Here is a 20,741-nt window from a genome sequence, read left to right as displayed (position 1 = left end):
ATATTGGGGCGCGAACAGCCCGGCCGGACCCGCTGCGGCGACGGGGCCAGACGCTTCAAGGAAAGATGATGCACAAGATCAACCAGATCGCCTGGGATGACACGGTTCTGCCCTTCCAGCTTGACCGCTCGGACATCCGCGGGCGTGTGGCGCGGCTGGACGGGGTTCTCGACCATATCCTGACCCGCCACGATTACCCGGCAAGTGTCAGCGCTCTGGTGGCCGAGCTGGCGTTGTTGACCGCCTTGATAGGGCCGATGATCAAGCTGCGCTGGAAGCTCAGCCTGCAGGTGCGCGGCAATGGCGCGATTCGCACCTTGGCCGCCGACTACTACGCCCCCGCGGACGACCGGTCGCCCGCCCGCATCCGGGCCTGGGCCAGCTTTGACGCCGAAAGGCTGGACGCGCGCCCCCCCTTCGAGCAGATCGGCGAGGGATATTTCGCCATCCTGATCGACCAGGGTGCAGGCAACACACCCTATCAGGGCATCACACCGCTGGCGGGGGGAAGCCTGTCGGCCTGTGCGCAGACCTACTTCGCGCAGTCCGAACAGATTCCGACGCGGTTTCAGCTGGCCTCGGGTCTGTCACGTCAGGCGGGCGCAGCGCCGGCTTGGCGGGCGGGCGGCGTCATGCTGCAGACCCTTCCCGCGCAGCCCCGCCCTCCGGCCGAGGGCGGCAGCGGCGAGGGGGGGCTGATCGAGGCCGCCGACATCCTGCAAGGTGCCGAATCCGAGGATTGGAACCGCGCCAACATGCTGCTGGACACGGTCGAAACTCTGGAGCTGATTGGCCCCTCGGTCGGCCCCACGGACCTGCTGTTGCGCCTGTTTCACGAGGAAGAGCCACGCGTCTATGACGCGCAGCCCGTCGTGTTCGGCTGTTCCTGCACGGCCGATCGGGTGCGCGATATGCTCTCGATCTATTCGGCCAAGGATATCGGACACATGACCACTCCGGACGGCATCGTGACTGCCGATTGTCAGTTCTGCGGGGCGCATTACGAATTCGATCCTCGCAGTCTGGGGTTCGAGGCCACGGTGGATGCAAGCGGCAGCGCCATGACGGACAGGGCATGAGCCCTCGCTGGTCGCCCGACCTGCTGCGCCTTGCGCTGACGCGCGAGGCGCAGCCAAGTTCGGATTACGACCTCAATCCCGGCGTGGTGCCCCCTTCGGGCACGCTGCGGCGGGCGGGGGTGCTGGCAGGCTTTTACGAAACCGACGGTCGCCTGATCCTGACCAAGCGCGCCTCGGGTTTGCGGCATCATCCCGGCCAGATCGCCCTGCCCGGCGGCAAGCTGGACCCGACCGATCCCGACGAGACCGCGGCCGCCCTGCGCGAGGCGCGCGAGGAAATCGGGCTGGGCCCCGCGCAGGTCCGGATTCTGGGCGCCCTGCCTCCGCACCGCACGGTGACGGGCTTTGCCGTCCTGCCCGTCGTGGCGCTGGTCGCGGGCGATTTCATCCCGATCCCCGAGACCGCAGAGGTTGACGAGGTCTTCACCCTGCCCTTTGCGCATATCGCCGATCCTGCCCGATACCGCGTCGAAAAACGGCGCTGGCGGGGCGATTGGCGGGCCTATCACGTCGCGCCTTTCGGGCCCTATTATCTGTGGGGCGCCACGGCGCGGATGCTTCTGGGTCTGGCGGAAAGGCTACGGCCGTGACGCAGCTGCCATCCTCTATCCTGGACGATGCTGCCTTGATCCAGGTTCTCGACGCGCTGGAGGCCGGCGGCGCGCGCGCCTGGCTGGTGGGCGGCGCCATCCGCAACGCACTTCTGGACGAGCCCGTCAGCGACATCGACATCGCCACCGACGCCCTGCCCGAAACGGTCGTCGCGCTGGCGCAGGCGGCGGGCTTGCGCGCTGTGCCGACCGGGATCGACCACGGCACCGTCACGCTGATTGCCGAGGGTCGCGGCTTCGAGGTCACGACCCTCCGCCGCGACGTGGCAACCGACGGCCGGCACGCGGTGGTGGCCTTTTCGACCGATCTGGCCGAGGACGCCGCGCGGCGCGATTTTACCATCAATGCGCTTTACGCCGACCGCGCGGGCCGGGTGCTGGATCCAGTCGGCGGCCTGCCCGATCTGGCCGCGCGGCGGCTGCGCTTCGTGGGCGATCCCGACACCCGCATCCGCGAGGATTACCTGCGCATCCTGCGTTTTTTCCGCTTTTTCGCCCAGTATGGCCATGAGGCTCAGCCTCTGGCGCTGGAGGCCTGCGCCCGCCTGCGCGACGGGCTGACCCGGATCGCGCCCGAACGCGTGGGCGCCGAGATGCGCAAGCTGCTGGCCGCCCGTGCGCCCGGTGCCTCGGTCGCGCTGATGGCACGAACCGGGGTGCTGGACCTGATCCTTCCCGGTGCGAACCCGCAGGGGCTGGATGCCCTTGTCGCGGCCGAACACGCCCAGGATGTGGCGCCCGACTGGCTGCGCCGTCTGGCTGCGCTGGTGCCGGGCGACCCGACCGCGGCGCTGCGCCTGTCGCGCAACGAATCGCGCCATCTGACCCGCCTGCGCGAGGCCGCAGGCGCGGGCTGGTCGCTGGACGAGGCGGGCTATCGCCTGAAGGCCGACGAAGCCTTGGACCATGCGTTGCTGCATCATGCCGGCACGCTGCCCCCTGACTGGCGCGCCCGGCTGGATCGCGCGCAGGCATCGCCCTTGCCCATCAGAGCCGCCGACCTGCCCGGATTGTCCGGTCCCGCCCTCGGTCAGGCCCTGCGCGCGGCCGAAGGCGCCTGGATCGCCTCGGGCTTCACGCTGCCTGTGCCCGCGCTGATCGACGCGGCGATGAATGCCGCCCCGACCGCCAGGGAAACACCATGAGCCTGCACGCCCGCCTTGGCCGCATGGTCGATGCCTTTCGTCCCGCCGACGGCCCGCCGCCGCGCACGCTGATGGCCTTTTTCCGCTGGTGCCTGTCGGGTGCTTGGCCGGGCCTTGGCGTGGCGGCGGTGGCCTCGGCAATGGGCGGGGTGGCGGATGTGGTCTCGGCCATGCTGCTGGGGCTGGTCGTGGACGCCGTGGCCGGCAGCGCACCCGGCACGTTCTGGACTGACAACTGGGGCCTCGTCGCGGGATTCGCGCTGTTTTTTCTGGTGATCCGCCCGGCAATCTTTGGCCTTTCGACGGCCAGCTCCAACGTGATCATCGGCCCGAATGTCCTGCCCCTTGTCCTGTCGCGGCTGCATCGCTGGACGATGGGCCATTCGGTGACCTTCTTCGACAACGACTTTGCCGGACGGCTGGCGCAAAAGCAGATGCAGACCGCGCGCGCCGTAACCGATGTCGCGTCAGAGATGGTGAACGTGGTGGCCTTTGCGCTGGCCTCGGTCATCGGCTCGGCGGCGTTCCTGCTGGCTGTGGATGGCTGGGGGGCAGTGGCGCTGCTGGCCTGGCTGGCCGCCTATTTCGCGCTGATCCGCTTCTTTCTGCCGCGCATCCGGGCAAAATCGGGCGCGCGGGCCTCGGCGCGGGCCAATGTCACCGGACAGGTCGTGGACACGATTACCAACATCAAGACCGTCAAGCTGTTCGCCCATGCCGATCACGAGGATCAGGCGGCCTTGAGCGCGATGGCCGGTTTCCGGGAACGCGCGCTGGATTTCGGGGTCGTCTCGACCTGGTTCCGGCTGTCGCTGATGGTGGTGGCGGGGATTCTGCCGGTGATCCTGGTGGGTGGCGCGATCCTTTTGTGGCGCGAGGGCGCTGCGACGGTGGGCGATGTCGCGGCTTCGGGCGCGATCGCGATGCGACTGTCGCAGATGACCGGTTGGGTCAGCATGGCGCTGATGGGCATGTGGGGCAATATCGGCGAGGTCGAAGACGGGATGAAGACCCTCTCGCCGCCTCATGCGCTGACGGATGCGCCGGACGCGATCACACTGGACCGGGTGCAGGGCGCGATCACCTTCGATGACGTGCATTTCGCCTATGACCGGGACCAAGGGGGGATCAAGGGGCTGTCGCTGTCCATCCGACCAGGCGAGAAGATCGGCATCATCGGCGCCTCGGGGGCGGGGAAATCGACCCTGGTTGCGCTGCTTCTGCGCCTATACGATGTCGAACGCGGCGCGATCCGCATCGACGGGCACGATCTGCGCAGCGTGACGCAGGAAAGTCTGCGCCGGCAGATCGCGACGGTCACGCAGGAGACCGCAATGTTCAACCGCTCGGCCCGCGACAACATCCGCTATGGCCGCCCCGACGCGACCGAGGCGCAGATCATCGCCGCCGCCAAGGCCGCCGAGGCGCATGACTTCATCCTGCCCCTGCGCGACCACATGGGCCGGACGGGCTATGACGCGCATCTGGGCGAACGCGGCGTCAAGCTGTCGGGGGGCCAGCGCCAGCGCATCGCGCTCGCTCGGGCGATCCTGAAGGACGCGCCGATCCTGGTCCTGGACGAGGCCACCAGCGCGCTGGACAGCGAGGTCGAGGCCCAGGTCCAGACCGCCCTGTCGCGCGCCATGCAGGGCAAGACCGTGCTGGCCATCGCGCATCGCCTGTCCACCATCGCCGAACTGGATCGCATCATCGTGATCGAGGATGGCCGTATCGTCGAACAGGGCCGCCATGACGATCTGCTGGCGGCCGGCGGACGCTATGCCCGCTACTGGGCGCATCAATCGGGCGGCGTGCTGGCGCTGGACGAGGCCGCCGAATGAGCCGCTGGCGGATCGAGCGGCTTGGCCGCAAGGGCGACGGCATCGCCATCGGCGATCAGGGACGCGCGCTGGCGCCCCTTGTCTTGCCGGGCGAAGAGATCGAAGGCGAGGCGGTCGATGGCCGCATTGCCGCGCCGCGCATCGTGACGCCCTCGCCGGAGCGGGTGCGGCCGATCTGCGCGCATTATCGCGCCTGCGGCGGCTGTTCGCTGATGCATGCCTCGGACGACTTCACGGCGGAATGGAAGCGTCAGGTCGTGATGGCGGCACTTGCGGCCCAAGGGGTCGAGGCCCCTGCACCTTCGCTGCATGTCTCGCCGCTGCGTTCGCGCAGGCGGGCGGTGCTATCGGGACGCCGCATCAGGAAGGGCGCGCTGCTGGGCTTTCACGCCCGTGCATCCGATCTGATCGTGGATTTGTCTGAATGTCATGTAATGCACCCGTCGATCACCGCCGCGCTGCCGCTGCTGCGCCGTATCGTCGTTGCGGGGGCCTCGCGTTCGGCCGAGATCAGCATGACCGTGATCCACGGTCCGGCGGGGCTGGATGTGGCCGTGCGCGGCGGCAGGCCGATGGAGCCTGCGCTGTTCCAGACGCTGGCGGCGCTGGCGCAAGAGGGCGATCTGGCGCGGCTGGACTGGAACGGGCAGTCGCTCACGCGCCGACCACCCCTGTTGCCGATGGGCCGCGCGCAGGTTATCCCGCCGCCGGGAGCATTCCTGCAAGCCACCGCCGAGGGCGAGACCGCGCTTTTGGCCGAGGTGCACAAGGCAGTCGCGGGCGCCTCGCGGATCGTGGATCTTTTCGCCGGGATCGGCACCTTCACCCTGCCCCTGGCGGCCGAGGCCGAGCTTCATGCGGTCGAGGGACTCGCCTCTCCGCTGGCCGCGCTTGATTCGGCCTGGCGCGGTGCCGTGGGGTTGCGCCGGGTCACGACCGAGGTGCGCGACCTGGCCCGCAGGCCACTGCTCGGGGACGAACTGGCACGGCATGACGCGATCGTGATCGACCCGCCGCGCGCCGGGGCGGCCGCACAGATGCGACACATCGCGGCTTCGGGCGTGCGCCGGGTGGTCTCGGTTTCGTGCGATCCGGTCACTTTTTCCGGCGATGTGCGAATTCTGGCCGATGCGGGATACCGGATCACCCGTCTTGCGGTGGTCGATCAGTTCCGCTTTTCGCCCCATGTCGAAATCGTCGCAGCCTTAACGCTCTGCTAGGCATTGCCGTCCAAAACATGGTATCCCGAAACCATAAAAATCAGAACACGTCCCGAGGCAGTGATGAGCAGAACGACCCGTCGTACCTTTTCACTTTCCATGCTTGCCTTTCTGGCGGCTTGCGGGGCTCCACAACAGCCCAGCAAGTTCCGGCGCTATGACGGCCCGCCGATCACCCGGATCCAGGTGAACAAGGGCCAGCGTCGGATGCACCTGCTCAGCGGCTCGAACGTGGTGCGGTCCTATGACGTCAGCCTGGGCTTTCAGCCTGTCGGCCACAAGCAGTTCGAGGGCGACGGCAAGACGCCCGAAGGCGTCTATTTCATCGACCGCTTCAATCCGCGCAGCCGCTATCACCTCTCGGCGGGGATCAGCTACCCGAACGAACGCGACAGGGCCTTTGCCGCCGCGCATGGGCGGGATCCGGGCGGCGACATCTTCATCCATGGTCGCGGCCCCGAGGGCAACAACCTCTTTCCGCGTCAGCGCGACTGGACCGCAGGCTGCATCGCCGTCAGCGACGCGGAAATGGAAGAGATCTACGCCGCCATCCAGATCCACACCCCGATCATCATCCTGCCCTGACCAGGCCTGCCCGCGGTGCCCGAAAAGGCCCCGTCATCGCGGGGCTTTTTGCGTGGGGCCTCAGTTCCCGGTCAGCAGCGTCCACCAGATCTTGCCCGACGGCTCCTGATACCATGCAAGGCCCAACTGCGTCGCGGCAGGGTCCATGATAACGTCGCGTGTCTCGCGCACGCCCATCCAAGCCGCCAGCGTCTGGATATCGTTCTCGAAGGATTCCGAGATGTTCTCGCCCACCAGATTGCCAGGATAGCCCTGACGGCGCACGCGGTCCAGGGGCGAAGACCCGTCCGAGCCCCAATGCCACGCGCGGTTCTGGGCAGACATGTCGCGGGAATGGGCCATGGCTGCGGCCGTCAGTTGCTGGTTCAGCGCCAGGGGCTGCAAGGCGATGTTGGCACGCAGGCTGTTGATCTGCTGCAACACCCTTTGCGGAATCGCAGCGGCCTCGAATTCGCTGATCTGGCCGGGAATTTCGGGCTCGGCGGCGACCGGCTGGACCGGCGGCGCCATGTAGCGCGGCGCGCAACCTGCCAGAACCAGCACGCAGACCACAGAAATCGCTTTTGTTTTCAACATTTTTTATCTGTCTCCTGCCCCAGCCTGCGCACAGATGTAGCGAATAGGCGCGCGAGCTTCAAATCCAACTCTGCGTGAGGGGCGCAAGAAGAACGGCCTTATGCCTGACGGCGCGGTGAATTGCCGGAATCGCCTGCGCTGTCTATCTTTTTCGGGATCGGAACCACAGGAATCGGCAAGCACGCCGGTAGAGCGTGCCCGAACGCAGGACATGAGACGATGAGCAATTCACCTTTCTTCAACCGCCGTGCCTTCATCGGCTCGGTGGCGGCCATGGGCGCAGCAGGGCTGGCTGCCCCGGCGCTGGCGCAATTCGCCGAGCCGATGCCTGCGGCAGCGCCTGTCAACACCGGGCCGCAGCACAATATTTCGAGCTTCCGGATGCAGGACTGGCGGCCCTATTTCCAGAACCTGACCAATGGCGCGGTGTTGTGCGATCTGAAGTCGCGGGCGCTGCATTTCTGGTCCGAAGATCAGCAGACCTATCGCGTCTATCCCTCGTCGATCCCCGTCAGCGAAGACCTCACCCGCACCGGCCGGACCGAGATCATCCGCAAGGTCGAGGGCCCCTCATGGGCGCCCACCCCCGCCATGAAAGAGCGCAACCCCGACTGGCCGGATTTCGTGCCGCCGGGACCGGACAATCCGCTTGGCACCCATGCCCTGTGGCTGAGCTGGCAATATTACCGCATCCACGGCACCCATGACACGCGCAAGATCGGTCGCCCGTCCTCGAACGGCTGTATCGGGCTTTACAACGAACACATCGCCGAACTTTACGATCTGACGAAGATCGGCACGCAGGTTCTGATCATCTGAAACGCACAAGGGGGCCCTTGCGGCCCCCTGTGCTTGTCGCTGGCCGGATCAGACCCAGCCCACGATGTTTTCGCGCACGACGTTCAGCATCACCTCGATATGCGCCGGATCGTCATTCAGGCAGGGGATATAGGTGAATTCGTGCCCCCCTGCTTCTTCAAAGCTCTCCCGGATCTCGCCGTTGATCTCCTCGAGCGTCTCGATGCAGTCCGAGGCGAAGGCCGGCGAGATCACGGCGATTTCGGTGATGCCCTGCCTGGCCAGTTCGGCCACATGTTCGACCGTGTAGGGCCGCAGCCATTCCTCGCGGCCAAAGACCGACTGAAAGGTCGTGTCAATCACCCCGTCGGGCCAGCCCAGTTCTTCCTTGAGCAGGCGTGATGTCTTCTGGCACTGGCAGTGATAGGGGTCGCCCTGCATCAGGTAGCGCTGCGGCATCCCGTGATAGCTGGCCACCAGCTTGGGCGGAATCCTGTCGCCCAGCGCGCGACGCACGCTATCGGCCAGGGCCTTGATATAGTCGGGACGGTTCAGGTAGGGCTCGACCGTGCGGATGGCGGGTTGCCAGGTCTGCTGCATCAGCGCCCGGAACAGCTGGTCGTTCGCCGTGGCCGAGGTCGGACCCGCATATTGCGGATAAAGCGGCAGGAACACGATCCGCCGGCAGCCCGCCTTGACCATGCGGTCCACGACATCCGGGGTCGAGGGGTTGCCGTAGCGCATACAGAAATCGACCATGACCTGATCGCCCCACTCCTCATGGGCGCGGGCGCGCAGCATCTCGGTCTGGGATTTGGTGATCGTCATCAGCGGGCTTTCATTCGCCTCGTGGTTCCAGATCAGCTTGTAGTTCGCGCCCGAGGTGAAGGGCCGCTTGGTCAGGATGACCAGTTGCAACAGCGGCTGCCAGATCAGACGGTTGATGTCGATGACGCGGCGATCCGACAGGAATTCGTTCAGGTAGCGGCGCATCGACCAGTAATCATAGCCGTCCGGCGTTCCCAGATTGGCGATCAGAATGCCGGTCTTGGCAGGCAGAACCGGGGGGTGGTCGGCGGGCAGAGGGCTGGTGGTCATTTCTGTTGCTTCCTGATGTCGTTCAAGGCGTCTGCCAGGGATCTCTGCGCCGAACCGGGGCGCAGCGGCTTGGGCTGGCTGTCCGAGGGCGCCCAGCCCGTCAGAAAGACCAGATCGAATGTGACGGCGACACGGGACGGATCGTCGCGGTCGGGGTGATGCGCGGCCAGATGGGCGGCGGCACGGGCCAGAACCTCGCGCCGGGTGGGGCGGCGCAGGCGGGCGGCCATGGCATTGCCCTCGCCCATGGCGCGCAGGTCGCGGGCCAGATGAAACAGGTCGCGGTAGCTGACGCGCTGGCTGAAGCCGTCGGCCACCGGCAGCGCCAGACCCGCGCGTTGCAGCAGCGCGCCCAGATCGCGAATCTCGCCCATGGGCAGGATGCGGGGCGACAGGCCACCAGTCACCTCGGCCTCGGCCTGGGCCAGGGCGGCGCGCAATTCGTGCAGGGTCTGGTTGCCGAAGCAGACGCCCAGGAACAGCCCGTCCTCGCGCAGCGCGCGGCGCGCCTGCACGATCTGGCCGACCGGGTCGTCGGCCCAGTGCAGGGCCAGTGCATGGATCACCAGATCATGCGCGCCGGGGGCAAGATCCAGGCGGTCCTCGTCCGCCACGACCCGCGCTTGCGGAAACCGCTCAGCCCAGAAATCAGGAAAACCCGTCACGATGGCGGGGGCCGTAAACGTCCTGTTAACCTCGGCCAGCCTATCCTCGACCTCGTCTGCGGCGATGCGGTGGAACAGATCGGCATGGCCCGTCCGCCGCGCGCGGGCGCGGTTGCGGTCAAGGGCCGCGCGGTCGGTCAGAAGAGGGCGTTGATCGGTGGGCCTGTTCATGGGGCTGGAACATAGGCATCTTTCGAGGGCGGTTAAAGCGGGCTTGGCGCTGATCTATCCGCCGCAATGCCTGTCCTGCGGGGAGACGGTGGCGCAGGGCGGGGGGGCGGTGCATCTGTGCCCTACCTGCTGGCCCGATGCGGTCTTTGTGGGCGCGACCCGCTGCGATTGCTGCGGCGCGCCTCTGCCGGGCGATCCGGCACCCGACCTGCAATGCGACGATTGTCTGCGCCTGCCCCGCCCCTGGGACAGAGGGCGCGCGGCACTGGTCTATGGCGGCACGGCGCGCAAGTTGGTCCTGGCGCTGAAACATGGCGACCGCCCCGATCTGGCGCCCGCGCTTGGGCTCTGGCTGGCGCGGGCGGCGGCCGATCTGATCGCGCCCGAGATGATCGTGGTGCCCGTGCCGCTGCATCTGCGGCGGATGTTACGGCGCAAATACAATCAGGCCGAATTGCTGGCTGCAGCCTTGTCAAAGCATCACGGGCTGGACCACCAGCCCCGCCTTCTGAGGCGTATCCGCCACACGGAAGGACAGGATCACCGCAGCGTCATGGATCGTCACGCCAATGTCGCGGGGGCGTTGGCCGTCGATGCGGCGCGTGCCGCACGCCTGCGGGGGAGGCCGGTCCTGCTGATCGACGACGTGATGGCCTCGGGCGCGACCCTGGCCGAGGCGACCGAGCGCCTGTCCGAAGCCGGGCTTGGCTCGATCTCGGTCGCGGTTCTGGCGCGGGCGGTCAAGGATGCCTAGATTGGGGCCGAAAACAGCATCGGACCCGCCATGAGCATCGAGATCTACACGACCCGCACCTGCCCCTTCTGCCACCGCGCCAAGGCGCTGCTGGACCAGAAAGGCGCGCGCTACACCGAAATCGACGTGGGCGCCGACCCCGCGCTGCGCGAGGCGATGACCCGGCGGGCGGGCGGCAAGCGCACCGTGCCGCAGATCTTCGTCGGACAGACCCATGTCGGCGGCTGCGACGACCTCTACGCGCTGGAGCGGGCGGGCAAGCTGGACCCGCTGCTGAAGGGCGCGGCATGAACCTGCCCTCGTCCCTGACGGTCGGACTGGTGCAGCTGACGGTCGGGGACGACCCGGCCGCGAATCTGCCCGCGACGCTGGGTCTGATCCGGCAGGCAGCGGCGAAGGGCGCCAGGCTGATCCTGACGCCCGAGGCGACGAACCTTCTGTCGCCCGATCGCAAGCATCAGGCACGGGTGCTGCGCCCCGAGGCTGACGATTCCACCTTGGCCGCCCTGCGCGCCGAGGCGCGGGCGCTTGGCGTCTGGCTGCTGATCGGCTCACTGTCGCTGAGGACCGACGACGCGGCCGGCCGCTTTGCCAATCGCAGCCTGCTGATCGCGCCGGGCGGCGGGATTGTCGCGCGCTATGACAAGCTGCACATGTTCGACGTGACAATCAGCGACACGGAATCCTATCGCGAAAGCGCCGCCTACTGTCCTGGCGACCGGGCGGTTCTGGCGCATGTGGATGGGATCGGGCTGGGGCTCAGCATCTGCTATGACCTGCGCTTTCCGCATCTCTACCGGCGGCTGGCGCAGGCGGGGGCGCGCATCCTGACCGTCCCTTCGGCCTTCAACCCCACCACCGGCGCCGCCCATTGGGAGGTTCTGCTGCGCGCCCGCGCGATCGAGACCGGTTGTTTCGTGCTGGCGCCCGCGCAATGCGGCACCCATCCGGCACCCCATAGCCCGGACCGCCCCATCCGGCGCAGCTACGGCCACAGCCTGGTCGTGGCGCCATGGGGCGAGGTGCTGGCCGATGCCGGAACCCTGCCGGGCGTGATGATTGTTTCGCTTGACCTTCAGGCGGTTGACAGGGCACGGTCCCGCATCCCTTCCCTCTCGCATGATCGACCCTTTGCCGGTCCCGAAGGCCATGACGTCCCAAGCGCCCAATCCTGAGCATCCCGAGGCCGCCGACCGTCTGGCCGCCAGTCTCTTTGCCGAGCTGCTGATCGCCGAACAATTGTCACGCGACCTGATCGGAGGGGCGCTGCCGCGCGGGATGCAGATCTCGCATTTCTCGGTGCTGAATCTTCTGGCGCATGTGAACGAGGAACGCACGCCTGCCCAGCTGGCCGAAGCCTTTCACGTCACGCGCGGCGCCATGACGAACACGCTGTCGCGGCTGGAATGGGCGGGGCATATCCATATCCGCCCCGACTGGGATGATGCGCGGCGCAAGTTCGTGTCGCTGAGCCCGGCAGGGCGGGCGGCGCGCGATGCGGCGCTGTCCGCCTTCATGCCAGCGATTGCGGGGATCGTGCGCGATATCGGCGTGGACCGCGTGCGCATGGCGCTGCCGGTCCTGCGAGAATTGCGCCGACGACTTGAACAGCAGACCTAGCGGCGCGCGGTCAGAAGGTAGTTTACCGACAGGTCGCGATCCGACAGCCGCCAGCCGAAAGTCAGCGGGTTGAAGACCATGCCGCGCCGGTCGGCCACCTGCAGCCCTGCGCCCTTGACCAGACCGGCCAGCTCGTCCGGCGTGATGAAGCGCCGCCAGTCATGCGTGCCGCGCGGCAGCCAGCGCATGACCCACTCGGCCCCGATGATCGCGGCTGCGAAACTGCGCGCGGTGCGGTTCAGCGTGGACAGGATCAACAACCCCCCTGGCTTCAACAAGGATTGGCAGGTGGCGACAAAGCCTGCCGGGTTGCTCACATGCTCGATGATTTCGAGCGCGAGAACCACGTCGAAGCGCTCGCCCATATCCGCCAGCGCCTCGGCCGTGGTCGCGCGATAGTCGATGGCAATGCCCTGCGCCTCGGCGTGCAGGCGCGCGACGGCGATATTGCCCGCCGCTGCGTCGGCGCCCGTGACATCGGCGCCCAACCGCGCCATCGGCTCGGCCACAAGCCCGCCGCCGCAGCCGATATCCAGCAGCCTGAGCCCCGCCAGAGGCATCCGCGCCTTGCCGTCCCGCCCGAATTCGGCCGTGATCTGCGCGGCAATATAGTCCAGACGCAGCGGGTTCATCAGATGCAGCGGACGGAACTTGCCGTTCGGATCCCACCATTCTGCCGCCATTGCCTCGAATTTGGCGATCTCTGCCTGATCGACGCTGGCACTGGTCTGGGACATCGAAGTCATGGGCGGTCCTTCTGGCGGGCGGGTCAGTCTGTCCTTATAGTGACAGGATGAACCGATTGGCAGGACAAATCACCGCGTCACCTGGTCGCCTCTATCCGGCGGCCGAGCCTTTTGCGCGCCACATGATCGAGGTGCCGGGCGGTCACAGGCTCTATGTCGAGGAATGTGGCAATCCCAAGGGGCGGCCGGTCCTTGTCCTGCATGGCGGTCCGGGCGGCGGATGCAGCCCCTATATGCGGCGTTTCTTCGACCCCGCGCATTATCGGGTGATCCTGTTCGACCAGCGCGGTTGTGGGCGCTCGCAACCGACGGCTTCGGTCAAGGCGAACACGACGCAGGATCTGATTGCCGACATCGCGCTGATCCGGCGACGGTTAGGCATGGCCGGGCGGTGGCTGCTGTTCGGCGGCAGCTGGGGCGCGACGCTGGCGCTGGCCTATGCCCAAGCGCATCCCGAACATGTGGCCGGGCTGATCCTGCGCGGCGTGTTCCTGGGGACGCGGGCAGAGCTGGACTGGTTCTACGGCGGGGGCGCGGGGCGCTTCTTTCCCGATCTGTGGGCGCGCTTCCAGGAGCCCATTCCCCCGGCCGAGCGCGGCGACATGATCGCGGCCTATCATCGGCGCCTGTTCGACCCGGACCTGGGCCGTCAGGGCCGCTACGCCCTGCCCTGGCTGATGTGGGAAAACGCGCTGGCGGGGCTGCAATCCGCGCCCGCCTCGGGGGCGCCCACCGATTATGCGCGCGCCTTCGCCCGGCTCGAAAATCACTATTTCCACAATGCCTGCTTCCTGGACGAGGGGCAGTTGCTGCGCGACCTCGACCGCATCCGCCATCTGCCCGCCGTGATCGTGCAGGGCCGCTATGACATGGTCTGTCCTCCGGTTTCGGCCTGGGAACTGGCGCAGGCCTGGGAAAATTGCGAATTGATCATGGTGCCGGCGTCGGGCCATGCGCTGTCCGAGCCCTATATCAGCGCCGAACTGGTCCGGGTGATGGACGGCATCCGAGACGACGATCACGAAAAGGAGCGCGCATGATCCTGTTCCCGATCTTCCTGCTGGCCTCGGGCGCCGCTGCGGCGACGGGCATCGTCTTTCGACCCGGCCCCTGGTATGCGGCGCTGCGCAAGCCTTCGTTCACGCCGCCGAACTGGGCCTTTCCCCTGGCCTGGACGGTGATCTACCTTCTGTCGGCGCTGGCGGCCACGCGGGTCGCGGTGCTGCCCGGCGCGGGCGTGGCGCTGGCCCTGTGGTCGGCGCAGATCGCGCTGAACACGCTGTGGACGCCGCTGTTCTTCGGGGCGCGCCGGATGGGGCTGGCGATGATCTGCATGGCCATTCTGGTCGTGGTCGTGGCGGCGATGACCGTGACCTTCTGGCGGCTGGACTGGATCGCAGGGCTGATGCTGCTGCCCTATCTGGGCTGGCTGGGCGTGGCCACGGGGCTGAACTGGCGCATCATGCGCGACAATCCCGGCGCGGGCGCCACGTGATGCGGCTTGCCTTTTGCGCGGCCTTGCGCTAAGGATAGCGTCAACAGCGGTGCAGGGGTCCACACCCTGCCCACCGGATCTTCCGCATGGGGCCTCCGCTGAAGGCCCCTTTTTCACATCCGAGAGGACCCCATGTCATATGACCTGATCGCCAAGACCGCCATCGACCGGCGCCTGGCCGAGATTGTCGCCCCAGTGATCGAGGATATGGGCTACGAACTGGTCCGCCTGCGCCTTCAGGGCGGAAAGGCGGCGACGTTGCAGATCATGGTGGACCGGCCCGAAGGCGGGATCAATGTCGATGACTGCGCCGAGATTTCCACGATGGTCAGCGCCACGCTGGATGTCGAGGATCCGATCGAGGACAATTACCACCTTGAAGTGTCCAGCCCCGGCATCGACCGGCCGCTGACGCGCCTCAAGGATTTCGCCACGTTCGAGGGTTACGAGGCCCGGCTGGACCTGAACCAGCCGATCGACGGGCGCAAGCGCTTCAAGGGCGTCCTGGCGGGCGTCGAGGGCGAGGAAGTCCTGCTGAACATCACCGAGAACGGCGAGGAACACACGATCGGGCTGAACTTCGACCTTCTGGCCGATGCCAAGCTGGTGCTGACCGACGAATTGATCCGCGAAATGCTGCGTCAGAAGAAAGAAGCCGGAATCGAGATCGAGAATCTCGACGAATCGGCCTTTGACGCGATCGAAACCGATGACAATGACGGCGCCGAGAACGCCGAGACCAAGGAGTGAGTGGCGATGGCGATCACCTCTGCCAACCAGCTTGAACTGCTTCAGACGGCCGAGGCCGTTGCTCGCGAGAAGATGATCGACCCCGAATTGGTCATCGAGGCGATGGAGGACAGCCTGGCCCGCGCCGCCAAGTCCCGCTATGGCTCCGAGATGGACATTCGCGTCCGCATCGACCGCAAGACCGGCAACGCCACCTTCACCCGCGCCCGCACCGTGGTCGAGGAAGAATCGCTGGAAAATTACCAGGCCGAGTTCACGGTCGATCAGGCCAAGCCTTACTTCGAGCCGTCCAGGGATGGCCGCTCGGTCTGGATGCGCGGCGGTCAGGCCGTCACCGATTTCGCCGGTGGTCCGCAGGTCGGCGACGTGTTCCAGGAGCAGGTGCCTCCGGTCGATCTGGGCCGCATCGCCGCACAATCGGCCAAGCAGGTGATCCTGCAGCGCGTCCGCGAGGCCGAGCGTGATCGCCAATACGAGGAATTCAAGGACCGCGTCGGCACCATCATCAACGGTGTCGTCAAGCGCGAGGAATACGGCAATATCATCGTCGATGTGGGCCGGGGCGAGGCGATCCTGCGCCGCAACGAAAAGATCGGCCGCGAAAGCTATCGCCCGAACGACCGCATCCGCGCCTATGTCAAGGACGTGCGCCGCGAGAACCGCGGCCCCCAGATATTCCTGTCGCGCACCGACCCGCAATTCATGGCCGAATTGTTCAAGATGGAAGTGCCCGAAATCTATGACGGTGTCATCGAGATCAAGGCCGTGGCCCGCGATCCGGGCAGTCGCGCCAAGATTGCCGTCATCAGCTATGATAACTCGATCGACCCGGTCGGCGCCTGCGTGGGGATGCGCGGCAGCCGCGTCCAGGCGGTGGTGGGCGAACTCCAGGGCGAAAAGATCGACATCATCCCCTGGAATGAGGATCAGGCGACCTTCCTTGTGAACGCGCTGCAACCGGCCGAGGTCAGCAAGGTCGTCTTTGACGAGGAGGCAGGCAAGATCGAGGTCGTGGTCCCCGAGGGGCAGCTGAGCCTTGCCATCGGCCGCCGCGGTCAGAACGTGCGCCTGGCCAGCCAGCTGACCGGTCTGGACATCGACATTCTGACCGAAGAAGAAGAATCCAAGCGCCGTCAGGCCGAGTTCAACACCCGCACGGCCCTGTTCATGGAAGCGCTGGATCTGGACGAGTTCTTCGCCCAGCTTCTGGTGGCCGAAGGCTTTACCGATCTGGAAGAAGTCGCCTATGTCGAAATGGACGAGCTGCTGGCGATCGAAGGTGTGGATGAAAGCACCGCCGAAGAGCTTCAGGCCCGTGCCCGCGACGTGCTCGAAGCCCGGAACAAGGCTGCTCTGGACAATGCCCGCGCGCTTGGCGCCGAGGACAGTCTCATTGAATTCGAGGGCCTGACGCCCCAGATGGTCGAGGCACTGGCCAAGGACGGCATCAAGACGCTGGAAGACTTTGCCACCTGCGCCGATTGGGAACTGGCGGGCGGCTGGACCACGGTGAACGGCCAGCGCGTCAAGGACGAAGGCCTGCTGGAGCCCTTCGGCGTCAGCCTGGAAGAGGCACAGACAATGGTGATGACGGCACGTGTGCTGCTGGGCTGGGTCGATCCCACCGAGCTTGAAGCCGATGCCGAGGAAGATGGCGAAACCGACGAAGAGGAGGCCGGGGCCTGATCGCGCGCCCCGGACGGATGCATCAATTGAGCCGTGGCGGACGTGACAAGGACCGGGACGAACCCGAACGGCGCTGCATCGCCACCGGCGAGACGCAGCCCAAACGCGGGCTGATCCGCTTTGTGGTCGGCCCCGAGGGTCAGCTTGTGCCGGATCTGGCCGAAAAGCTGCCCGGTCGCGGGATCTGGGTGGCTGCCGACCGCGCAGCGCTGGATCGCGCGGCGTCCAGGGGATTGTTTTCCCGCGCCGCGCGTATGCCGGTGACGGTGCCCGGGGGGCTGACCGATCTGGTCGAGGCGGCCCTGGCGCGGCGGCTGGTCGATCTGATCTCGCTGGCGCGCAAGTCCGGCCGGGCGGTCGCCGGATTCGAGAAGGTCAAGGGCTGGCTGGCAGAGGGGCGCGCCAAAGTGCTGCTGCAGGCCAGCGACGGGTCGGAAAGGGGCAAGGGCAAGCTGTGGACGCCCACTGGCGGACGCTGGTTCGGCTGTCTGACCGCCTCAGAATTGGGTTTGTCCTTTGGGCGCGATCATGTCATACACGGCGCGCTTGCGGCGGGTGGACTGACGGACAAGGTGATCTTGGAAGCCGGCAGACTGACGGGTCTGCGCGGGCATGACGGCGGCAATACGGCCGTCGGGAAGGAATGAATACGCAGATGAGCGATAACGACGGTAAAAAGACCCTGGGGCTTGGCGGCAGCGGCCGTTCCGGCCAGGTCAAGCAAAGCTTCAGCCATGGCCGCACCAAGAGCGTGGTCGTCGAAACCAAGCGCAAGCGCGTCGTGGTGCCCAAGGCGGGCGCCACGCAGATGACCGACGCGCAGAAGGAAAAGAACCCGCTGACCGCCCGGATGGCTGGCGATCCGTCGAAACGCCCTGCCGGTATCTCGGATGCCGAGATGGAGCGCCGCCTCAAGGCGCTGGCCGCCGCCAAGGCCCGCGAGGCCGAGGATGCCGCCAGACGCGCCGCCGAAGAAAAGGCGCGCGAGGAAGAGCGTGAGCGCCGCCGCGCCGAGATCGAGGCCAAGGCCCGCGAAGAGCGCGAGCGCGAGGAAGCCCTGAAAGCCAAGGCCGAGGCAGAGGCTCGCGCCGCGCGCGAGGCCGAAGAAGCCGCCAGGCGCAAGGCCGAGCCGCGCGCGAAGCCCGCGGTCTCGGATGCGAAGCCCGCCGCCCCCGATCAGGCTGCCATCGAGGCCGCCGCTTCGCGTGCCGAAATCAAGGGCGTGGCAACCGGCGCGCCGCGCAAGCCCGAACGCGACCGAGTGGAACGCGCCTCGGAACGCGACCGAGGCAAGGCCGCCCGTGACGACAACCGCCGCACCGGCAAGCTGTCCCTCACGCAGGCGCTTGACAGCGAGGGCGGGCGCCAGCGATCGCTTGCCGCCATGAAACGCAAGCAGGACAAGGCCCGTCAAAAGGCGATGGGCGGCAGCCAGCGCATCGAAAAGCAGGTGCGCGATGTCCAGCTGCCCGAAACCATTGTGGTGTCGGAACTGGCCAACCGGATGGCCGAACGCGCCGCCGACGTGGTCAAGGCGCTGATGAAGATGGGCATGATGGTGTCCATGAACCAGGCGATCGACGCCGATACCGCCGAATTGGTAATCGAGGAATTCGGCCACCGCGCCGTGCGCGTCAGCGACAGCGATGTCGAGCAGGTCATCGACAGCGTCGAGGACAAGCCCGAGGATCTGCGCCCGCGGCCGCCGATCATCACGATCATGGGCCATGTTGACCACGGGAAGACCTCGCTTCTGGATGCGATCCGCAACGCGAACGTGGTGGCCGGCGAGGCTGGCGGGATCACCCAGCATATCGGCGCCTATCAGGTGACGACCGAAAGCGGCGCTGTGCTTTGCTTCCTCGATACACCGGGCCACGCGGCCTTTACCTCGATGCGTGCGCGGGGCGCCCAGGTGACGGATATTGTCGTGCTGGTCGTGGCCGCCGACGACGCAGTGATGCCGCAGACGGTCGAGGCGATCAACCATGCCAAGGCCGCCGGCGTCCCGATGATCGTGGCAATCAACAAGATCGACAAGCCGACCGCCGATCCGCAAAAGGTCCGCACCGACCTGCTCCAGCACGAAGTGGTCGTCGAATCGATGTCGGGCGATGTGCAGGATGTCGAAGTTTCGGCCAAGACCGGCCAGGGCCTCGACAACCTGCTGGAAGCCATCGCGCTTCAGGCCGAGATCCTGGAACTCAAGGCGAACCCCAACCGCGCCGCACAAGGTGCCGTGATCGAGGCGAAACTTGACGTCGGCCGCGGTCCTGTTGCCACGGTTCTGGTCCAGCATGGCACCCTGCGCCGTGGCGATATCTTTGTCGTGGGCGAGCAGTGGGGCAAGGTCCGTGCGCTGATCAACGACCAGGGCGCGCGCGTCGAAGAGGCCGGCCCGTCCATGCCTGTCGAGGTGCTGGGCCTGAACGGCACTCCTGAGGCTGGGGACGTGCTGAACGTGGTCGAGACCGAGGCGCAGGCCCGCGAAATCGCCGCATTCCGTATTCAGCAGGCCAAGGACAGGCGCGCAGCCGCCGGCGCGGCCACGACGCTGGAGCAGCTGATGGCGAAGGCCAAGGCGGATCAGAACGTCGCGGAACTGCCGGTGGTCGTCAAGGCCGACGTGCAGGGCTCGGCCGAAGCGATCGTCCAGGCGCTGGAGAAGGTTGGCAACGACGAGGTGCGTGTGCGTGTCCTTCACTACGGCGTGGGCGCGATCACCGAATCCGATATCGGTCTGGCCGAGGCCAGCAAGGCCCCCGTCATCGGCTTCAACGTGCGGGCCAACGCGCCGGCCCGGAATTCTGCCAATCAGAAGGGTGTCGAGATCCGCTATTACTCGATCATCTACGATCTGGTCGATGACATCAAAGCCGCTGCGTCGGGCCTTTTGTCTGCCGAGGTTCGCGAGAACTTCATCGGCTATGCCCAGATCCGCGAGGTTTTCAAGGTCACGGGCGTCGGCAAGGTCGCCGGCTGCCTTGTCACCGAGGGCGTCGCACGCCGCTCGGCGGGCGTGCGTCTGCTGCGCGACAACGTGGTGATCCACGAAGGCACGCTGAAGACGCTCAAGCGCTTCAAGGATGAGGTCAAGGAAGTGCAATCCGGGCAGGAATGCGGCATGGCCTTCGAAAACTACGACGATATCCGTCAAGGCGATGTCATCGAGATCTTCGAGCGTGAAGAGGTTGAACGCACGCTGTAGATCGTCACGACACAGGAAAAGAGCCGCGGTGCCGCGGCTCTTTTCTCATCTGCGGTCCAGGTCCGGCTTTGTGTTGGCCTGCATGACCGACGGCCGAGCCGCGATCCCGATGCGCCTCCCGCACGCCAAAGGGCCGCGCAGGAGCAAGATGCCCTCCACCCGCTTGCGCCATCAGGGTCTTGGTCCTTATGGGTAGGATGGCCCCAGAACACCAAAGGCATAGTCGTGTCGGCTTCGGGCGAAGGGTTGCTGAAATCTGCCCTTGCGCCTTCCCCCTCAGGCAGGAAACCCCTTGCACGATCACGTCGATGCCAGGCAGGGGGGCATCGGGTGTGACCGAGGCATGTCACGCCATGGCATATCTGACAGGGGTGATCCGAGGCCGCCTTCGGCCAGAAAGCAGAGCCACGGTCGATGGCAGGACATGCGCAAGGGCGGCCCGCACGCCGCCCTTGCTCTCTTGCCCTTCGCGGGGCAGTTCACTTGCCGAGCCTTCACTTGCCGACAGGACGACCTTCATACGTTCGGCTGCCAACACGCACCACGATATTTCCATCGGCGGCGGTCCCCTCGAAAACGCCCTGAATGGATATGTAACGACTGATCGAGATGGTGCGAATCATCTTAATCCTCCTCTGCCCCACCGGGTGAGGTTGGCATGAACTGGTTAAAAATCCACTAAACACCCATTCA

Annotated in this window: 22 protein-coding genes; 17 read left to right on the top strand and 5 right to left on the bottom strand. The window is 66.4% G+C overall.

Annotated elements, in window-relative coordinates:
- Positions 1-68: 68 nt before the first annotated feature.
- The 6 genes from hslO (at position 69) to KY389_RS02465 (ending at position 6,481) form a co-directional block, all read left to right on the top strand.
- Complete coding sequence (gene hslO, locus KY389_RS02490; protein WP_219829208.1) at positions 69-1,079, top strand: Hsp33 family molecular chaperone HslO; 1,011 nt, start codon at positions 69-71, stop codon at positions 1,077-1,079.
- A complete protein-coding gene (locus KY389_RS02485; protein ID WP_219829207.1) occupies positions 1,076-1,669 on the top strand; it encodes an NUDIX hydrolase in 594 nt (197 codons plus the stop codon). Before hslO ends, KY389_RS02485 begins: the two co-directional genes overlap by 4 nt.
- Positions 1,666-2,835, top strand: coding sequence for a CCA tRNA nucleotidyltransferase (locus KY389_RS02480; RefSeq protein ID WP_219829206.1), 1,170 nt, complete (start codon positions 1,666-1,668; stop codon positions 2,833-2,835). The genes KY389_RS02485 and KY389_RS02480 overlap by 4 nt, the downstream gene beginning before the upstream one ends.
- Positions 2,832-4,676 (top strand): ABC transporter ATP-binding protein, encoded by a 1,845-nt coding sequence (locus tag KY389_RS02475; RefSeq protein ID WP_219829205.1) that lies wholly within the window; start codon positions 2,832-2,834, stop codon positions 4,674-4,676. Before KY389_RS02480 ends, KY389_RS02475 begins: the two co-directional genes overlap by 4 nt.
- On the top strand, positions 4,673-5,896 hold the full coding sequence (locus tag KY389_RS02470) for a class I SAM-dependent RNA methyltransferase (protein WP_219829204.1): 1,224 nt from the start codon (positions 4,673-4,675) through the stop codon (positions 5,894-5,896). Before KY389_RS02475 ends, KY389_RS02470 begins: the two co-directional genes overlap by 4 nt.
- 63 nt (positions 5,897-5,959) lie before the next feature.
- A complete protein-coding gene (locus KY389_RS02465; RefSeq protein WP_219829203.1) occupies positions 5,960-6,481 on the top strand; it encodes a L,D-transpeptidase family protein in 522 nt (173 codons plus the stop codon).
- Positions 6,482-6,541: 60 nt separating this feature from the next.
- Here the strand turns inward: KY389_RS02465 and dalA are convergent, their stop codons facing one another.
- Entirely contained in the window at positions 6,542-7,057 is a 516-nt protein-coding gene (gene dalA, locus KY389_RS02460; protein WP_219829202.1) for a divisome-associated lipoprotein DalA, read from the bottom strand.
- Positions 7,058-7,276: 219 nt separating this feature from the next.
- Here dalA and KY389_RS02455 point away from each other — a divergent pair, with 219 nt between their 5' ends.
- Positions 7,277-7,876 (top strand): L,D-transpeptidase, encoded by a 600-nt coding sequence (locus tag KY389_RS02455; RefSeq protein ID WP_219829201.1) that lies wholly within the window; start codon positions 7,277-7,279, stop codon positions 7,874-7,876.
- A 48-nt stretch (positions 7,877-7,924) separates the two neighbouring features.
- Here the strand turns inward: KY389_RS02455 and hemH are convergent, their stop codons facing one another.
- Complete coding sequence (gene hemH, locus KY389_RS02450) at positions 7,925-8,953, bottom strand: ferrochelatase (protein ID WP_219829200.1); 1,029 nt, start codon at positions 8,951-8,953, stop codon at positions 7,925-7,927.
- Entirely contained in the window at positions 8,950-9,789 is an 840-nt protein-coding gene (locus KY389_RS02445; RefSeq protein WP_219829199.1) for a methyltransferase domain-containing protein, read from the bottom strand. The genes hemH and KY389_RS02445 overlap by 4 nt, the downstream gene beginning before the upstream one ends.
- Positions 9,790-9,832: 43 nt before the next feature.
- Here KY389_RS02445 and KY389_RS02440 point away from each other — a divergent pair, with 43 nt between their 5' ends.
- From KY389_RS02440 to KY389_RS02425, 4 genes are read left to right on the top strand one after another with little or no spacing between them, the layout of a single operon-like run.
- Complete coding sequence (locus KY389_RS02440) at positions 9,833-10,543, top strand: ComF family protein (protein ID WP_425517134.1); 711 nt, start codon at positions 9,833-9,835, stop codon at positions 10,541-10,543.
- 30 nt (positions 10,544-10,573) lie between these two features.
- Complete coding sequence (gene grxC, locus KY389_RS02435; protein WP_219829198.1) at positions 10,574-10,834, top strand: glutaredoxin 3; 261 nt, start codon at positions 10,574-10,576, stop codon at positions 10,832-10,834.
- Positions 10,835-10,848: 14 nt separating this feature from the next.
- Positions 10,849-11,718, top strand: coding sequence for a carbon-nitrogen hydrolase family protein (locus KY389_RS02430; protein WP_219829253.1), 870 nt, complete (start codon positions 10,849-10,851; stop codon positions 11,716-11,718).
- On the top strand, positions 11,693-12,163 hold the full coding sequence (locus tag KY389_RS02425) for a MarR family winged helix-turn-helix transcriptional regulator (RefSeq protein WP_219829197.1): 471 nt from the start codon (positions 11,693-11,695) through the stop codon (positions 12,161-12,163). Before KY389_RS02430 ends, KY389_RS02425 begins: the two co-directional genes overlap by 26 nt.
- Here the strand turns inward: KY389_RS02425 and ubiG are convergent.
- Positions 12,160-12,900, bottom strand: a complete 741-nt coding sequence (gene ubiG, locus KY389_RS02420; RefSeq protein WP_219829252.1) for a bifunctional 2-polyprenyl-6-hydroxyphenol methylase/3-demethylubiquinol 3-O-methyltransferase UbiG — start codon at positions 12,898-12,900, stop codon at positions 12,160-12,162. The genes KY389_RS02425 and ubiG overlap by 4 nt on opposite strands.
- Before the next feature lie 56 nt (positions 12,901-12,956).
- Between ubiG and pip the strand changes: the two genes are divergently transcribed.
- The 6 genes from pip (at position 12,957) to infB (ending at position 20,048) form a co-directional block, all read left to right on the top strand.
- A complete protein-coding gene (gene pip, locus KY389_RS02415; protein WP_219829196.1) occupies positions 12,957-13,949 on the top strand; it encodes a prolyl aminopeptidase in 993 nt (330 codons plus the stop codon).
- Positions 13,946-14,404: a tryptophan-rich sensory protein TspO gene (gene tspO / locus KY389_RS02410; protein WP_219829195.1), complete on the top strand. Its 459-nt coding sequence runs from the start codon at positions 13,946-13,948 to the stop codon at positions 14,402-14,404. Before pip ends, tspO begins: the two co-directional genes overlap by 4 nt.
- 132 nt (positions 14,405-14,536) lie before the next feature.
- Positions 14,537-15,154, top strand: a complete 618-nt coding sequence (gene rimP, locus KY389_RS02405; protein WP_219829194.1) for a ribosome maturation factor RimP — start codon at positions 14,537-14,539, stop codon at positions 15,152-15,154.
- A gap of 6 nt (positions 15,155-15,160) precedes the next feature.
- Positions 15,161-16,840: a transcription termination factor NusA gene (nusA, locus tag KY389_RS02400; RefSeq protein ID WP_219829193.1), complete on the top strand. Its 1,680-nt coding sequence runs from the start codon at positions 15,161-15,163 to the stop codon at positions 16,838-16,840.
- A 26-nt stretch (positions 16,841-16,866) separates the two neighbouring features.
- Positions 16,867-17,487, top strand: coding sequence for an RNA-binding protein (locus KY389_RS02395; RefSeq protein WP_219829192.1), 621 nt, complete (start codon positions 16,867-16,869; stop codon positions 17,485-17,487).
- 8 nt (positions 17,488-17,495) lie between these two features.
- Positions 17,496-20,048 carry a translation initiation factor IF-2 gene (gene infB, locus KY389_RS02390; RefSeq protein WP_219829191.1) on the top strand — a complete coding sequence of 851 codons (2,553 nt, stop codon included), beginning with the start codon at positions 17,496-17,498 and terminating at the stop codon, positions 20,046-20,048.
- A 494-nt stretch (positions 20,049-20,542) separates the two neighbouring features.
- Here the strand turns inward: infB and KY389_RS15610 are convergent, their stop codons facing one another.
- Positions 20,543-20,671, bottom strand: a complete 129-nt coding sequence (locus tag KY389_RS15610; RefSeq protein WP_281426500.1) for a hypothetical protein — start codon at positions 20,669-20,671, stop codon at positions 20,543-20,545.
- Positions 20,672-20,741 lie beyond the last annotated feature (70 nt).

The sequence above is a fragment of the Paracoccus bogoriensis genome, from assembly GCF_019431455.1.
Lineage (GTDB): Bacteria > Pseudomonadota > Alphaproteobacteria > Rhodobacterales > Rhodobacteraceae > Paracoccus > Paracoccus bogoriensis.
Note: the sequence above shows the minus strand (reverse complement) of the source record. Positions and strands in the feature narration are given on the sequence as shown.

Excerpts from the sequence above, each read along its gene's own strand:
- KY389_RS02470 (WP_219829204.1), top strand. The coding sequence starts at position 4,673 with ATGAGCCGCTGGCGGATCGAGCGGCTTGGCCGCAAGGGCGACGGCATC.
- rimP (WP_219829194.1), top strand. The coding sequence starts at position 14,537 with ATGTCATATGACCTGATCGCCAAGACCGCCATCGACCGGCGCCTGGCC.
- KY389_RS02475 (WP_219829205.1), top strand. The coding sequence starts at position 2,832 with ATGAGCCTGCACGCCCGCCTTGGCCGCATGGTCGATGCCTTTCGTCCC.
- hemH (WP_219829200.1), bottom strand. The coding sequence starts at position 8,953 with ATGACCACCAGCCCTCTGCCCGCCGACCACCCCCCGGTTCTGCCTGCC.
- tspO (WP_219829195.1), top strand. The coding sequence starts at position 13,946 with ATGATCCTGTTCCCGATCTTCCTGCTGGCCTCGGGCGCCGCTGCGGCG.
- nusA (WP_219829193.1), top strand. The coding sequence starts at position 15,161 with ATGGCGATCACCTCTGCCAACCAGCTTGAACTGCTTCAGACGGCCGAG.
- KY389_RS15610 (WP_281426500.1), bottom strand. The coding sequence starts at position 20,671 with ATGATTCGCACCATCTCGATCAGTCGTTACATATCCATTCAGGGCGTT.
- ubiG (WP_219829252.1), bottom strand. The coding sequence starts at position 12,900 with ATGTCCCAGACCAGTGCCAGCGTCGATCAGGCAGAGATCGCCAAATTC.
- dalA (WP_219829202.1), bottom strand. The coding sequence starts at position 7,057 with ATGTTGAAAACAAAAGCGATTTCTGTGGTCTGCGTGCTGGTTCTGGCA.
- hslO (WP_219829208.1), top strand. The coding sequence starts at position 69 with ATGCACAAGATCAACCAGATCGCCTGGGATGACACGGTTCTGCCCTTC.
- KY389_RS02445 (WP_219829199.1), bottom strand. The coding sequence starts at position 9,789 with ATGAACAGGCCCACCGATCAACGCCCTCTTCTGACCGACCGCGCGGCC.
- grxC (WP_219829198.1), top strand. The coding sequence starts at position 10,574 with ATGAGCATCGAGATCTACACGACCCGCACCTGCCCCTTCTGCCACCGC.
- infB (WP_219829191.1), top strand. The coding sequence starts at position 17,496 with ATGAGCGATAACGACGGTAAAAAGACCCTGGGGCTTGGCGGCAGCGGC.
- KY389_RS02455 (WP_219829201.1), top strand. The coding sequence starts at position 7,277 with ATGAGCAATTCACCTTTCTTCAACCGCCGTGCCTTCATCGGCTCGGTG.
- KY389_RS02485 (WP_219829207.1), top strand. The coding sequence starts at position 1,076 with ATGAGCCCTCGCTGGTCGCCCGACCTGCTGCGCCTTGCGCTGACGCGC.
- pip (WP_219829196.1), top strand. The coding sequence starts at position 12,957 with ATGAACCGATTGGCAGGACAAATCACCGCGTCACCTGGTCGCCTCTAT.
- KY389_RS02465 (WP_219829203.1), top strand. The coding sequence starts at position 5,960 with ATGAGCAGAACGACCCGTCGTACCTTTTCACTTTCCATGCTTGCCTTT.
- KY389_RS02425 (WP_219829197.1), top strand. The coding sequence starts at position 11,693 with ATGACGTCCCAAGCGCCCAATCCTGAGCATCCCGAGGCCGCCGACCGT.